Source organism: Mesorhizobium sp. BR1-1-4 (assembly GCF_020165375.1).
GTDB lineage: Bacteria > Pseudomonadota > Alphaproteobacteria > Rhizobiales > Rhizobiaceae > Mesorhizobium > Mesorhizobium australicum.
The window spans coordinates 594,354-608,675 of the sequence record NZ_JAIUIB010000003.1; the positions used below are offsets into that span (position 1 = coordinate 594,354).

At 62.6% G+C, this 14,322-nt stretch carries 9 protein-coding genes and 1 tRNA gene; 8 read left to right on the forward strand and 2 right to left on the reverse strand.

Going from position 1 to position 14,322, the window contains the following annotated elements; translation table 11 throughout:
• Window positions 1-11 precede the first annotated feature (11 nt).
• Genes LB571_RS09055 through LB571_RS09065 form a run of 3 tightly spaced genes read left to right on the forward strand, consistent with a single transcriptional unit; the run spans window position 12 to window position 2,947 of the window.
• Window positions 12-1,154 (forward strand): ABC transporter ATP-binding protein, encoded by a 1,143-nt coding sequence (locus tag LB571_RS09055; RefSeq protein WP_015316313.1) that lies wholly within the window; start codon window positions 12-14, stop codon window positions 1,152-1,154.
• A gap of 9 nt (window positions 1,155-1,163) precedes the next feature.
• On the forward strand, window positions 1,164-2,132 hold the full coding sequence (locus LB571_RS09060; RefSeq protein ID WP_015316314.1) for an ABC transporter permease subunit: 969 nt from the start codon (window positions 1,164-1,166) through the stop codon (window positions 2,130-2,132).
• A complete protein-coding gene (locus LB571_RS09065; protein WP_015316315.1) occupies window positions 2,129-2,947 on the forward strand; it encodes an ABC transporter permease in 819 nt (272 codons plus the stop codon). Before LB571_RS09060 ends, LB571_RS09065 begins: the two co-directional genes overlap by 4 nt.
• A 25-nt stretch (window positions 2,948-2,972) precedes the next feature.
• Here LB571_RS09065 and LB571_RS09070 read toward each other — a convergent pair whose 3' ends face one another.
• A complete protein-coding gene (locus LB571_RS09070; protein WP_224593814.1) occupies window positions 2,973-4,826 on the reverse strand; it encodes an AsmA-like C-terminal region-containing protein in 1,854 nt (617 codons plus the stop codon).
• Between the two features lie 204 nt (window positions 4,827-5,030).
• Here LB571_RS09070 and LB571_RS09075 point away from each other — a divergent pair, with 204 nt between their 5' ends.
• The gene (locus LB571_RS09075) at window positions 5,031-6,989 is read left to right on the forward strand and encodes an acetoacetate--CoA ligase (protein ID WP_224593817.1); all 1,959 of its coding nucleotides are present in this window, start codon (window positions 5,031-5,033) and stop codon (window positions 6,987-6,989) included.
• A gap of 246 nt (window positions 6,990-7,235) precedes the next feature.
• Here the strand turns inward: LB571_RS09075 and LB571_RS09080 are convergent, their stop codons facing one another.
• Entirely contained in the window at window positions 7,236-11,132 is a 3,897-nt protein-coding gene (locus LB571_RS09080; RefSeq protein ID WP_224593820.1) for a PAS domain S-box protein, read from the reverse strand.
• A gap of 248 nt (window positions 11,133-11,380) precedes the next feature.
• On the opposite strand from LB571_RS09080, the gene LB571_RS09085 reads away from it, so the two are divergent.
• The 4 genes from LB571_RS09085 to LB571_RS09100 all read left to right on the forward strand — a co-directional run bounded on the left by LB571_RS09085 (window position 11,381) and on the right by LB571_RS09100 (window position 13,999).
• The gene (locus LB571_RS09085; protein ID WP_015316319.1) at window positions 11,381-11,839 is read left to right on the forward strand and encodes a phasin; all 459 of its coding nucleotides are present in this window, start codon (window positions 11,381-11,383) and stop codon (window positions 11,837-11,839) included.
• Window positions 11,840-12,190: 351 nt separating this feature from the next.
• Window positions 12,191-12,267 (forward strand) — tRNA-His (locus LB571_RS09090).
• 129 nt (window positions 12,268-12,396) lie between these two features.
• On the forward strand, window positions 12,397-13,758 hold the full coding sequence (locus LB571_RS09095; RefSeq protein WP_224593822.1) for an integrase: 1,362 nt from the start codon (window positions 12,397-12,399) through the stop codon (window positions 13,756-13,758).
• A 94-nt stretch (window positions 13,759-13,852) separates the two neighbouring features.
• Window positions 13,853-13,999 (forward strand): hypothetical protein, encoded by a 147-nt coding sequence (locus LB571_RS09100; protein ID WP_224593829.1) that lies wholly within the window; start codon window positions 13,853-13,855, stop codon window positions 13,997-13,999.
• The last annotated feature ends 323 nt before the right edge of the window (window positions 14,000-14,322 follow it).

The window sequence follows — 14,322 nt, forward strand, 5'->3', positions numbered from 1 at the left end:
GGAGTGGGGATATGAAATCGCTTGGCAGCATCCGCAGGGACTTCGCGCCATGGAACGACCCGAACGCCAAGCCATATATCCAGTTCGACAATGTCACCAAGAAGTTTGGTGACTTTACCGCCGTCAACAATCTGTCGCTGACCATTTTCGAGCGTGAATTCTTCGCTCTGCTTGGCGCATCGGGTTGCGGAAAGTCGACGCTGCTCAGGATGCTTGCCGGCTTCGAGGAGCCGACGGCCGGGCGCATCCTGCTCGACGGCCAGGATCTGCGCGGCATTCCGCCCTATCGCCGGCCGGTCAACATGATGTTCCAGTCCTATGCCTTGTTCCCGCATATGACCGTCGAGAAGAACATCGCCTTCGGTCTCAAACAGGAAGGCATGCCGAAGCCGGATATCGAAAAACGCGTCGCCGACATGCTGAAGCTGGTCAAGCTCGAGCAGTTCGCCAAGCGCAAGCCGCACCAGCTTTCCGGCGGCCAGCGCCAGCGCGTCGCGCTTGCCCGCTCGGTAGCCAAGCGACCGAAGGTGCTGCTGCTCGACGAGCCGCTCGGCGCGCTCGACAAGAAACTGCGCGAGGAAACTCAGTTCGAACTGATGGATCTGCAGCAGGAGCTTGGTCTCACCTTCGTCGTCGTCACCCATGATCAGGAAGAGGCGATGACGATGGCCGATCGCATCGCCATCATGGATAAGGGCGAGGTGATGCAGGTGGCGACGCCGCCGGAAGTCTATGAAGCCCCGACCTCGCGCTTCGTCGCCCATTTCGTCGGCAACGTGAACATGTTCGAGGGCAAGGTTGCCGAACAGGCGGCCAACACGACGCGCATTACAGGTCCAAGCGGGGCTCAGATCGTCGTCGAGAATGGTGGCGCGGCTGCGAAGGCCAATGCGGATATCGTCTTCGCCGTCAGGCCGGAGAAGATCAGGGTCTCGTCTAAGAAGCCGGCCGATGCCGTCAACGCGCTGGAAGGTGAGGTTTACGACATCGCCTATCTCGGCGACATGACCGTCTATCACGTCAGGCTGGACGACGGGCAGATCGTGCGGGCAAGCGCCTTGAACGCGGCCCGTGTGACCGAGGATCCACTGACCTGGAACGACCGTGCCTGGGTGTCTTTCCGGCCCGACGCCGGCGTCGTGCTGGCACGGTAGGGGATGGCCATGTCCAACATCGCCGTTACCGATGCCGCCGCGCCACCGACCGCCGCCAATCCGTTCCTGACGCGGCTCGGTGCCGGCTTCGTCAGCCGGCTCGTCATCATCGTTCCCTATCTCTGGCTGCTGTTCTTCTTTCTTGTCCCCTTTGTCATCGTCTTCAAGATCTCGTTGTCGCAGACGGCTATCGCCATGCCGCCCTATACGCCGGTGCTCGATTTCAGGGACGGCGTTTCCGGTTTCTTCGCCGGCTTTCGCGACCTCAACTTCGACAATTATGTCTGGCTGACGCAGGACGCACTCTATTTCAAGGCCTATCTCACCAGCGTCGTCATCGCTGCCATCTCGACGGTGCTGACCCTGCTGGTTGGCTATCCCATCGCCTATGGCATGGCGCGCGCTCCGGCGACAATCCGCCCGACATTGCTGATGCTGGTCATCCTGCCGTTCTGGACGTCGTTCCTGATCCGCGTCTATGCCTGGATCGGCATTCTCAAGCCCGAGGGCCTGCTCAACCAGCTGCTGTTGTCGCTGCACATCATCAACCAGCCGCTGGTGATCCTCAACACCTACACGGCCATCTTCATAGGCATCGTCTATTCCTACCTGCCGTTCATGGTGCTGCCGCTTTATTCGTCGCTGGAAAAAATGGACTATTCGCTGATCGAGGCAGCCAAGGACCTCGGCTGCCCGCCGACGTCAGCCTTCTGGAAGATCACTTTTCCGCTGTCGCTGCCCGGCGTCATAGCCGGCTGCCTGCTGGTGTTCATCCCGGCCGTCGGCGAGTTCGTCATCCCCGATTTGCTCGGCGGCTCGCAGACGCTGATGATCGGCAAGACGCTGTGGAACGAGTTTTTCGCCAATCGTGACTGGCCGGTGTCGTCGGCCGTTGCCGTCATCCTGCTGCTGCTGCTGATCGTACCGATCGTGTTGTTCCAGCATGCCCAGGCCCGCGCGCAGGAGCAGGACAAATGAACACCACCTGGAGCCGCTTCAACATCACCTCGATCACGCTCGGTTTTGCCTTTCTCTATTTGCCGATCGTGCTGCTCGTCGTCTTTTCCTTCAACGAGTCCAAGCTCGTCACCGTCTGGGGCGGCTTTTCCACCAAATGGTACGTATCGCTGTTCCACAATCAGGGCCTGATGGACGCCGCATGGGTGACCATCCGCGTCGGTCTGATTTCAGCGACCGTGGCGACCGTTCTCGGCACAATGGGGGCCCTGGCGCTGACCCGCTACACACGCTTCCGGGGCAGGGTCCTGTTCTCCGGCATGATCTTCGCACCATTGGTCATGCCTGACGTCATTACCGGCCTGTCGCTGCTCCTGCTGTTTGTCGCCATCGGCATGGATCGCGGCATGACGACCGTGATCCTCGCGCATATCACCTTCACGATGTGCTTTGTCGCTGTTGTCGTGCAGTCGCGGCTTGTCAGTTTCGATCGCTCGCTGGAAGAAGCCGCCATGGATCTCGGCGCGCCGCCCGTGAAGACCTTTTTCCAGATCACCCTGCCAGTCATTCTGCCGGCGATCGTGTCCGGCTGGATGCTGGCCTTCACGCTGTCACTGGACGACCTGGTCATCGCCAGCTTTGCTTCGGGGCCTGGCGCCACCACGCTGCCGATGAAGATCTACAGCCAGGTCCGCCTCGGTGTGACGCCGGAGATCAATGCCGCCTGCACCCTTCTGATCGCGATCGTCACGGTTGGCGTCATCATCGCTTCCGTCGCCAATAAGCGGCGCGAGGTGCAGCGGCAGCTTGACGAGCGGGCCGCGCAACGCGGTTAGAAGCGTTTCAACTGAGGGCCGGGCCTTATTCGCCCGAAACGCCGCGGCTGATGGGTGAAATGAACGGCGTGCTCCAGGTTCCGCCGACGAAAAACGACGACTGGTTGGGCCCCTGCTGGCCGCTCTTCTGCGTTGCTGGCTGATCCGGCTGGATGACACCGCCCGACAGCGCCAGTCCGCGTCCTGCGTAGGATGCGATGCCGGAAAGCCAGATCTTGTATTTCGCCGAATTGGCCTCGGCCTTGTCCAGTCTGGCCACGCCTCGCGAAATGGTTGCCTTCACTTCGGCGCCATCGATGGGCAGTGTCCCGTCCGAGACATCGTCGAGCGCGAAGAAGCCGCCCTGTTCGGTATGCTTGAGAAAGGCCGGCAGGTTGAACTTGCTGAGCGCGCCAGGGCCAAAGGTCGCCGAGACAGAGCCGTCGGCGTTCTCAAAAACCGAATCCCAGGTCCTTCCTGGTCCCTTGAGGATGACCGAGACGGTGCCCGTGCCGACCGGCACCAGCCGGGTCATCCCGGCCGCGGTTCCGAACGCCCCGCCATCGACATCGGAGGCCAGCAGCCGGATCTCGACCTGAGTGCCCTCGGGCTTGCGGTCGAAACGAAGGCTGGTCTGGATGTTGCCGCCGAAGGCGGAGGCGTCGGAGATGTCAAAGACGGAAAGGCCGTCCTTGACCTGCGCGGTGGCCGCGACATCGGCAAGCTGGATGCTCCCCGCCGTGGCATGCGCCGCCGATAGCCTGAGATCGAGGTTGACCCGGTCGGCGAAACTCGTGTCGATCTGACCTGGTTCGCCGCTGCTCGCCGGTCCCAGCGACGTGAAGGCGGATAGAAACGACCTGAGGTCGAGCGTGTCGAAGGCAAGCGTGCCCGAGATCACCGGCTGTGCCTCGCCAAGCGACACGTCCAGCGCACCCATGCCCGGATTGTTGTCCAGCGCCAGCGCCGTGTTCTCGAACTTGACGCGTCCGGCCGATGCCGTGACCTTGCTGGAAATGCTGACCGAGCCGATCGCGGCGCTCGGCGCGATGCCGGCCTGCGACCATTCCAGTACGCGGCGCAGCGAAGGAGCCGCGAATTTTACCTGGCCGTCGAAATAGGCGTTTTCGGACATGCTGGCCGTGCCGTCGAAGGAAAAGGTGGCCGGCGCCGCCTTGAAGGACAGGGTCAGCGGCGCCATGCCCCCGGCAAACAGCACCAGCGGCCTCGGCGAGGCAGCATCCACGGTCACGCTTTCGCCACGCCAGATCCCGGTCGCGGACAGTGTTGCATTGCTGTTCATCGCCGCCCAGTTGGCCTGGCCGCTAAGACTGCTCAGGATCTCTTCATCCTTGCCGTTGACGGACGCCACCATGCGGCCGTCCCTGAACTCCACAGTGCCGAACGTGTCGGCCGGCAGCTTGTCGAGGTCGGGCTTGGCGGGGTCGGCGTTGACCAGGCCACGGGCCGCATCGATGGAGCGCGCGATGCGCCCGCCGGTCGGCGCCGTGGGCAGGAACAGACCGTCCGCCGTGCGCTGGACCCGGATCGTCGGCCGCACCAGCCGTGCCGTGGAAAACACCACATCGCCCTGCAATGCCGCCATGGCCGAGAGGTCGATCTCGACCCGTTCGGCTTCGACGACCGGCGGCGCATCGCCGTCGGTCCATTTTGACAGCGTCACATCGGTCAGGATCGCGCGGAAATTCGGCCAGACCTCGATTCGTGGCGACCCCTCGATGGCAACCCGAAAGCCACTCCAGGCGCTCAATTCCCACGCGATGCGGTCACGCACGATCCGCGTCGAGGCGATCAGCGGCAGGGCCGCGACCACCAGAGCGATGACGATCGCGGCAGCGCCGATCGCCCATACTCCGCGGCGGATCAAGGATGATGGCATATAGCCCCGTATGCTTCCATTCCGACAAAAACGAGCGTCCGACGGGTATAACCCCTGTCGTCACTACGACTTAGGGCCGACGCATTTCAAGTCTTTATGGCCCGGCGATGGCATTTGCGCACACCTGACCGCATCGGCCCAACAAAATCTTGCTCTGCCGCGCAGCGATATGCATAAGCGATGGCGACCGTGGGAGGATCGATCATGGCTGGCGAACTACCGCTCTGGACCCCGACGCAAGACCAGATTGATGCCTCGCCATTGACCGCTTTCATGAAGGCCGCGGCAGCGAGTACCGGCAGTCCATTCTCGTCCTACGCCGACCTCCACCTCTGGTCGGTCGAGAACCGGGAGGCGTTCTGGGGTCTCGTCTGGGATTTCTGCGGTCTTGAAGGCGACAAGGGTGAACGACTGCTGCTCGACGGCGAGAAGATGCCCGGCGCCTCTTTCTTTCCGGACGCATCTTTGAATTTCGCCGAAAACCTTCTGAAAAAGACCGGCGCTGGCGAGGCCATCGTCTTTCGCGGCGAGGACAAGGTCGAGAGGCGGCTGTCGTGGAATGAACTGCATGGCCTGGTCTCGCGCCTGCAGCAGCTTTTCCTGGCGCTCAAGGTGAAGAAGGGTGACCGTATAGCGGCGATGATGCCCAACATGCCCGAAGCCGTCGCCGCCATGCTGGCGGCGGTCTCCATCGGGGCGGTGTGGTCATCCTGTTCTCCCGATTTCGGCGAGCAGGGCGTGCTCGATCGGTTCGGCCAGATCGAGCCAGTCATCTTCATCGCGCCGGACGGCTATTGGTATAATGGCAAGGCGATCGAGGTCGCCGACAAGATCAAGGCGGTCGCGGCCAGGCTCGGCGGCGTCCGCAAAGTCCTGCTCGTCGACTATCTCGGCACCTCCGCCGACGTGGCTGATACCATCGACAAGGCGGTGGCGATGGAAGAGGCCCTGTCGCCCTTTGCCGTCAGGCCCGTCACCTTCGAGCGGCTGCCGTTTTCGCATCCGCTCTACATCCTGTTTTCGTCCGGTACCACCGGCGTTCCCAAATGCATCGTCCATTCGGCCGGCGGCACGCTCATTCAGCATGTCAAGGAACACCGGTTGCATGCCGGCCTCGGCGATGGCGATCGCTTCTTCTATTTCACCACCTGCGGCTGGATGATGTGGAACTGGCTGGTTTCGGGCCTCGCTTCCGGCGCCACGTTGCTGCTCTACGACGGTTCTCCGTTCTATCCCGACGGCAATGTGCTGTTCGATTTCGCCGATGCCGAGAAGATGACCTTTTTCGGCACCTCGGCCAAGTTCATCGATTCCGTGCGCAAGGCCGGCCTCAAGCCGATCCGCAGCCATGATCTGTCGACGATACGCGCCATATCCTCCACCGGATCGCCGCTTTCGCCCGAGGATTTCCGCTTCGTCTATGATGGCATCAAGAAGGACGTGCACCTTGCCTCGGTGTCCGGGGGCACCGATATCGTCTCGTGCTTCGTGCTCGGCGTGCCGACCCAGCCGGTCTGGACCGGCGAGATCCAGGGGCCGGGCCTCGGCCTCGCCGTCGACGTCTGGGACGATGACGGCAAGCCGGTCCGGCAGGAGAAGGGGGAGCTGGTGTGCACCAGGGCTTTCCCTTCCATGCCGATCGGCTTCTGGAACGATCCCGACGGCAGGAAATACCAGGCGGCCTATTTCGAGCGTTTCGACAATGTCTGGTGCCATGGCGATTTCGCCGAATGGACCGATCATGGCGGCATGGTCATCCATGGCCGCTCCGACGCGACGCTCAACCCCGGCGGTGTGCGCATCGGCACGGCCGAGATCTACAACCAGGTCGAGCAGATGCCGGAAATCCTGGAGGCGCTGTGCATCGGCCAGGATTTCGACAATGATGTGCGCGTCGTGCTGTTCGTGCGGCTTGCCGCCGGTGTCAAGCTCGACGACGATCTCGAAAAGCGCATCCGGGCCAAGATCCGCGGCGGCGCCAGCCCACGCCATGTTCCGGCCAGGATCGTCGCCGTCTCCGACATCCCCCGCACCAAGTCGGGCAAGATCACCGAGCTTGCGGTGCGCGACGTGGTCCACGGCCGCGCCATCAAGAACAAGGAAGCGCTGGCCAACCCGGAAGCGCTGGAACTATTCCGCGACTTGCCGCAGCTCGCGCAGTGACCACGACCGCCATGGTTAACGAAATATGTCGCACGAATTTACCTAGATTTCACGAGTGGTACACATTCGTAAATTTTTTGGCGCCCCGGTAAGGACTTGTTAAGGCCCGGCGTCGATAGTCGCACGTAACTTGAGGGAGAAATCCCGTTCCTCAGCCCCGAGGATCTGAATTCAGCTCAAGCCCCCGTTGTGACAGCAATCCAATTTCCTAAGGCGTCCTTACCGGGCGCCTTTTTTCTTGGCTTGCTATTCCGCGAGCACCCGGGTCGAGGGAAACGCAACCTCCACCAGCGTGCCTTCGCCGGGCGTCGAATTGATGGTGAAGCGGGCGCGGTTGGCTTCCACCATCGCCTTGGTCAGCGGCAGGCCAAGGCCGGTGCCGTCGCCGCGCCCACGCTTCAGCGCATTGATCTGCTTGAACGGCTTCAGCGCCTGCTCGATCTCGGCCTGGCTCATGCCGATGCCGGTGTCGCGGACCCGCATGACGACGTCGCCCGAGGTCTCGTAGGCGGTCGAGACGATCACCTGGCCGCCGGCCTCGGTATAGCGCACGGCGTTGGACAGGATGTTGAGCGCGATCTGGCGCACGCTGCGCAGGTCCGCCACCACTTCCGGCAGCCGCGAGGCGAAGCTGGAGCGGATGATGACGCGTTCGCGGTTGGCCTGGGGCTGCATCATCGCCACGGTTTCGGCCAGTGTATCGTTGAGCGACACCGCCTCATAAGCCATTTCCTGCTGGCCGGCCTCGATCTTCGAGATATCCAGGAGGTCGTTGACCAGATCGAGCACGTGGTTGCCCGAGCGGTTGATGTCGCGCAGATAATCGCGGTAGCGGTCATTGGCCACCGGCCCGAACTTCTCGTCGACCATCAGTTCGGAAAAGCCGATGATGGCGTTGAGCGGCGTGCGGATCTCATGGCTGATGCGGGCGAGGAAATCTGTCTTCTGCGAGGAGGCGCGTTCGGCCACCGCGCGCGCCTGGGTGAGATCCTCTTCGGCTCGCTTCCACTGCGTGATGTCGCGCACCACGGCACAGAAGCCGCTGTCGTTGGGCAACCGGCCGATGGTCATGAACAGCGGGATGAAGCGTCCCTGTGCTTCGCGGCCGATCACCTCGCGGCCGTCATTCAAGACGCTCGCCACACCAGGCTCCGACAGGCCGGTGAGATAGTCGCGCGCCGCGCGCTGGCTCTCGATGGCAAACAGCGAGGCGAAGGGCTTGCCGGTCACCTCGTCGCTGTCGAAACCGAACAGCGCCTCGGCCGGGCGGCTGATCGAACGGATGGTGCCGTCGCTGCCGATCAGCACGACCCCGTCGGTAGCTGTGTCGATGATGGTGCGCATCTCGGCGATGCGTGCCTTGAGCTCGGAAATGTCGGGCTGCGTCGGCTCCTCGCCGATCGCATGCGCCGCCGCGGGGGCATCATCCTCGCCGGAACGGCGAACGACCAGCATCAGGGCCTTGCCGTCGCGCCAGGGCACGGAGCGCAGGATGGCGTCGATCGGGAATTCCTGCCCGTCGCGCGTCTTCAGCCGCAGCGCCCGGTCGCTGCCGTCGGAGGCGCCGTCATCGGCATAGGGATCGGCAAACAAAGCGCCGAGGCCGCCCGCATCCTCGAGGTCCTCCAGCGTCGCGTACCTGGTCAGGTCGAGGAATTCCTCGTTGGCATAGTGCAACTGGTCGCCTGAATGGATGATCAGCGGCACCGGCAGCTTGCCGAGCAGCGATGTATCGGGCGTCTTGTTTTCTGTGCCGACGGAAAAAGCCGACGGCATGAACCCTTCGGTCTTGAGCGGCTGTACGTGCAGGCCTGGCGGCTGGATGGGCGTCTCGGCCGCGTGATGCGTGCCGCCGGTTCCGCCGGTGGCCGCAATCGCTTGATCGCCGGATGCAGTTGCTGCGTCGCCGGCCCAATCCTCGTCATCCTCGGCGTCGCGAAAATCGTCTGACGTCATGCTGTCGTCATCGGCCGGTGCCTGGGCAGGTTCTGCCTGCGCCGCAGCCTCGCCATCCTCGGCCGTCGCCGCCTCTTTGTCGCTATCGTGGGCGGCATAGTCGAGCAGGGAGCCCGAGGCCTCCGGCGGCGGGGATCCGGAGGCCGGCGCCTGTTGTTCGGCCTGGTCCGGTTGCGCACCGTCGAGCCGCGCCAGATCCCTCTGATCCTCGGCATCGCTTGGGGAAAATTCGCCCGCATCCGGCTCGTCTTCCGTATCGGGCGCTGCCATCTCATGCGCCGGGCCGCTCGCCGGTTCCTGGCTCGAGCCTGCTGGTCCGGCATTCGGGTCGGCGATATCCGCCCGCGGCTTCGCATCGGCCTCCGCCTTGGCCGCGTCGTGCGGCCCGGGCAAAGACCCTATTCCGGCACCTTGTTCCGCCTGCCTTGCCGGCTCGGCTGCCGCCGGCGGCTCTGCCGTGGAACTGTCTTTTTTCAGCCGCTCGCCGATCTCGCGGAATGCGCTGCGTTCCAGCGAGGATAGTCCCTTGTCGTTGGCCGGCTGCCGGTGTTCGGCCAACCGGATGACCTTGTCGGCAAAGCGCCGCTCAGGTTTCGGGACGATGGTCAGCGCCGGCACTTCGCCCTTGAACGGATCCGATGCCTTTGGTTCTTCGGCCTTTGGATCTTCCGGCACTGTCTCTACGGCTTCCGGCTTGGGTGCGGCCGGCATTTCGCCATTGGGCACCAATGCCATGCCGATCGCTTCCGGATCGACGACCGCATCCCCGCTTCGCGCGACGCCGAAGCCGCGGAAGCCTTCGAAGGCGCGGCCGCGGCCATAGACAGGCAACGCCGCCAAGTCGACAGGGATCTTCAGGTCGCTACCGACGACCGGCCACAGCACCGAGCGGCCGGACCAGGTGTCGCGCCGCTCCAGCAGGCCGGCGATCTCGCCGGACGCATCAAGGCCGAAGGCCGCCGCCACATCCCGGAAGCGCCGGCCGATCACGTCGGCGGCCGGATGGCCGACGATATCGGCGAATTCCGGCGACAGGGCGCTGAACTTGCCCTCGGCGTCGGTCCGCCAGACAAAACGCAGCGGTGCGGCCGAGCGGTCTATGGTCCGGGTGGCCATGGTCGCGGTCGGGGCTACGGGCGAGGTGGCCTCGTCCTGCTTTACGCTGTGCACCGCAGCTTCGGTGCCGACCGCCTCCGCCACGCGTTTCGGTTCCGGCGCGGCTGGCGCGTCGTCTTCTCCGGCATTGAAATACCAATGATCGTGCTGCCCCGGCGTGCCCGCCGCCGGCTGATCATTGTCGGCGGCAGCGGGTGTCGGCCCGGCCGGCTCCTCGATTTCCCACGCTGTCGGCTCCGGCATCTCGCCAGCCATGGGTTCGGAAGGGACGTGTTCGTGCTCGGTCGCGGCAGCGACGGGCAACCGCTCGCTCGCCTCTGTCGCGGCGGTTCCCACCATCCGAACGCCAACCTCCTCGGCAGGGCTTTCCGTGGTCGCGGGCGAACCGTCTGCCGGAGCCGCGCTGTCCTCGAGTTGGTCCTCGTCTATCACCACCAGCAGATGCCGCTCCGGCGTCAGCCGGGCGAGACCGGCGGGGTAGGAGGTCCTGCCGCCCGGAACGAGGCGCTTGACGATGCGCTCGCCCTCGGCCGCGACGTCTGCCACCAGGGCCGCCAGTGTCGCGGGCTGGATGCCGAGCGCCGAAAATCCCTCCGAGGCGGCCTCGACATTGCCCTTGGCATCGATGAAGGCGATGAAATGGCCGTCTTCGGTAAAGCCGCTGATTGCCCGGCCGGCGATCTCGGCGGCACTGCGCGAGCCGGTCTGCGCGGCCGGCACCGCCAGCATGATGGCATTCTCGCCGTCGGGTAGCGTCACGGCACTGGCAAGAAAGCCGACGGCGCGACTGGTCATGCCGGTCGCCAGGCGCACGGTGATCGATCGATCGACGCCGATCTGGGGAAAACCGCTGGTCGCCATGATCTGGCGGCGTGCGACCAGCGGCAGCCGCGCCGAGGCCCCGATGATCGCTTCGATATCGGGATAGCCGAACATGGCGGCGCCCGGCCCGTTGGCCCAGATCACCTGCTCGAGGTCCACCGACAGGATCGCGATTGCGTCGCCGGCGGCAAACCGCTGGCGGACCGCGTCAAGCACGGCGACGTCGAGGAAGGAATATTCGGACGGCATGCGCTTGGCGAACCCTCACGGAGCGGCGAATTTGCAGTTAACGCTTTGTTAATAAAAGCCGCAGCCACGAAGGTCCACAAGCCAGAACGTGCAAAGGCTGAATTTTGGCCGTTTGGTTAACGGCCCAAAACATTTTTTTGTGCACTGCAACAAAGATATTGCAATGCACAAGATTTGCCTTTATGTTGCCATCATACATGAACGAGACGGCTTTCTGTCAAAGCCGCTGCCGCTGAAAAGGATGGAAAATGTCCAGGACCAAGACCGCCGAGACGATCGAAAACGTTGAATTCCCGAGCTTCGACGCTTCCAAGGCCACCGACCAGATGCGCGCTTTCGCCGAAAAGGGCGTTGAGCAGTCGAAGGAGGCCTACGCCAAGCTCAAGACCGGTGCCGAGGAAACCCAGAAGGCCCTGGAGTCGACCTACGAAACCGCCAAGGCTGTTTCCAGCGACCTGTCGCTCAAGACCATCACCGCGCTGCGCGCCAACGCCGAGGCCGGCTTCTCGCATCTCGAAGCCCTGATCGGCGCGAAGTCGCTGTCGGAAGTCATCGAGTTGCAGACCGCGTTCCTGCGTAAGCGCGTCGAACTGACCGTCGAGCAGGCCAAGGACTTCCAGGCCGTTGCCTCGAAGGCGGCCGAGGACGTCTCGAAGCCGATCAAGACCGCCTTCGAGAAGGCGATCAAGGAAATCAAGGCCGCCTAACAAGTGCGCATCGTCCGCGGATGCAACAAAAGGTCGCATTTTGTCGGACAAATAGATGTGAGACAGTTGCGACCGAGCGAATACCCGGCGAGTGGAACCTCCTCCCTCTGCTCTTCGGGGTGACCAGCCAGCACCTCCTCCCGCTGGCTCGTAACAGGAAAAGGCCGGCACCTCCTCCCGCCGGCCTTTTTCTTTGCCCGGCGAAAGGGGCGCCGCTGTAGGGAAGTGGCCTTTGCTTTGCAAAAGCCTTGAATTAGAATTCATAAGCCCGTAAGGACGCATCGCCGAACGAAAGAGCGGATCGCGGAGAGTGAACCTTCCACCCCGATCCTGCTACTAACGTTAAGACGTGCCGTTGTAGCTCAGATGGTTAGAGCGCCGGATTGTGGATCCGGAGGTCGCTGGTTCGATCCCAGCCAACGGTACCATCGGTTTTCCCGCTAAGTAATTGAATTTATTATGGAATTTTCCACTGCGGGTGATTGGTCTTGCGGCCTTTTTCCATTTTGTGTTACCTATTGTGTTACCTATTGTGATACAAATGGTGTTTTAGAAACGTGGGAAGACGACGCGAAGAGCATGATACTGACCGCTTCCTGCAACTGAGGGGCGATCATTTCCATTACTACCGCCGCGTGCCCAGAGAGGTCAGGGACCTCGACGAGCGTGGCGTGTTCGTGCGCCGCGCCCTCGACACCACCGACCGCATAAAGGCGCGTACCGCCAGAGATCTCCACGAGGCTGCCGACAATGCGTTGTGGGCTTCGTTGATGTTGGGTGAAAATCCACAGGCGGCGCGTGTGCGATACCGCCAAGCCATCAAGCGAGCCGAGTCGCTGGGGTTCATCTATCGACCACTCGCCGAGATCCTGGTCGCCGAGCCGCTTGATACGATCCTGCAGCGGGTCGAGAGCACAATAGGGGAGCCTGCCAAATCACCATCTGTCGACGCGGTCGGCGGCGCGCTCGCCCGCCCTGACGATAACATTTCGGAAGCGCTGAAGCTGTATTTCAACGAGATCGCTCGCGACGAAATCCGCACCAAAAGCCCTGACCAAAAGAAGCGCTGGAAGGCAAAGCGCGAAATGAGCGTCGATGTGTTTATCGGCCTAGTCGGCGACAAGCCAATGAGCGAGATCACGCGCGACGACGCGCGAGTGGTACACAAATATTGGCTAGATCGAATTGCGCCGGAGAAAGGGAGAGCAGATCGTTCAGCGTCGACAGGCAACCGAAACATGGGCAACCTTCGAACCCTCTACACCGACTACTTTCGCCATCTCGGTTTCCCCGAACAGAAGAATCCGTTCGCCGATCTGTCATTCGCCGACAAGTCGAAACGCAGTCGACCGCCGTTCCCGACCGACTGGATTCGCGACAAGATATTTGCGCCTGGCGCGCTTGCGGCACTCAATGATGAGGCGCGGGGAATCGTGCTTGCCTTCGCTGAGACGGGAGCCCGGCCGAGCGAACTCGCGAACCTGCATGCCGGTGTCATCCATGTTGACCACGAGGTGCCGCACATTTCAGTCGAGCCGCGCGACGACCCCGACGATCCAAGAGAGATCAAGACCGCCTCGTCGGTGCGCAAGGTGCCGCTGGTCGGCGTGGCGCTTGAGGTGTTCAAAAAGCATCCTAAGGGCTTCCCGCGGTACAAGGATCGCGAGGCGTCGCTGTCAGCCCTGCTCAACAAGCACTTCAAGAGCTACAATTTGTTCCCGACCGACAATCACACCGTCTATTCACTGCGCCATTCATTCGAAGACCGCATGAAGAACGGTAGGCTGGACGAGGAGCTTCGGCGCATGCTGATGGGCCACACGATCGACCGTCCGAAATACGGCGAGGGCGGTGACATGAAGATGTGGCAAGAGGAACTTATGAAGATCGTGTTGCCGTTCGATCCTGGGATCGTATGACACGCCGGCGCACTGCGGCGAGGCGTTCCTCCTTCGCTCTATGATCCTGCAGGGCGCGTTCCAAATAGTCGTATAGCGGGAGCCATGCCTCACCATGGTCGCCTCGCGCTACGATGATCTCGGCGACGCGGTCGAGCGCTCGCTCAATCCGCTGTGTCGTGACTGGTCGAGGCGTGGGCGAGTATCGCCTCACGGCTTCGCCTTTCTGCAAGGCCATGAATGCAACATGCCTTATGCGTAGGCGGACTTTCCCGGTGCAGTGAAGGCCTACGTTCGACTCGGGCTGTAATCTGCGGCTGCGACCTGAAAATGGGAAACACTCTCTGCTCGTCGGGGGTTGGTAGCGGGAGAGGGCTACCGCCAATACAGCGCTGCAACCGAGTTCGTCTGTTGAAAGGCCATCGCAAGCGACGTCAACACATACAAATCCTGTCCCCGCAACCACTTCTGTCATAATACGCTAACCGTCCCGGTTTAACCGGGACGGTCAGATCGCTGACAAACCCCGTCTATTTTAGGCGGGGTTTTGTTTTATGCGACTGAACGTGTTTGCGATTTCGCGGT

What these genes read in the sequence shown, in the direction of transcription:
- LB571_RS09065 (WP_015316315.1), top strand. Translation starts at nt 2,129, where the DNA reads ATGAACACCACCTGGAGCCGCTTCAACATCACCTCGATCACGCTCGGT.
- LB571_RS09055 (WP_015316313.1), top strand. Translation starts at nt 12, where the DNA reads ATGAAATCGCTTGGCAGCATCCGCAGGGACTTCGCGCCATGGAACGAC.
- LB571_RS09085 (WP_015316319.1), top strand. Translation starts at nt 11,381, where the DNA reads ATGTCCAGGACCAAGACCGCCGAGACGATCGAAAACGTTGAATTCCCG.
- LB571_RS09070 (WP_224593814.1), bottom strand. Translation starts at nt 4,826, where the DNA reads ATGCCATCATCCTTGATCCGCCGCGGAGTATGGGCGATCGGCGCTGCC.
- LB571_RS09075 (WP_224593817.1), top strand. Translation starts at nt 5,031, where the DNA reads ATGGCTGGCGAACTACCGCTCTGGACCCCGACGCAAGACCAGATTGAT.
- LB571_RS09080 (WP_224593820.1), bottom strand. Translation starts at nt 11,132, where the DNA reads ATGCCGTCCGAATATTCCTTCCTCGACGTCGCCGTGCTTGACGCGGTC.
- LB571_RS09100 (WP_224593829.1), top strand. Translation starts at nt 13,853, where the DNA reads ATGGTCGCCTCGCGCTACGATGATCTCGGCGACGCGGTCGAGCGCTCG.
- LB571_RS09060 (WP_015316314.1), top strand. Translation starts at nt 1,164, where the DNA reads ATGTCCAACATCGCCGTTACCGATGCCGCCGCGCCACCGACCGCCGCC.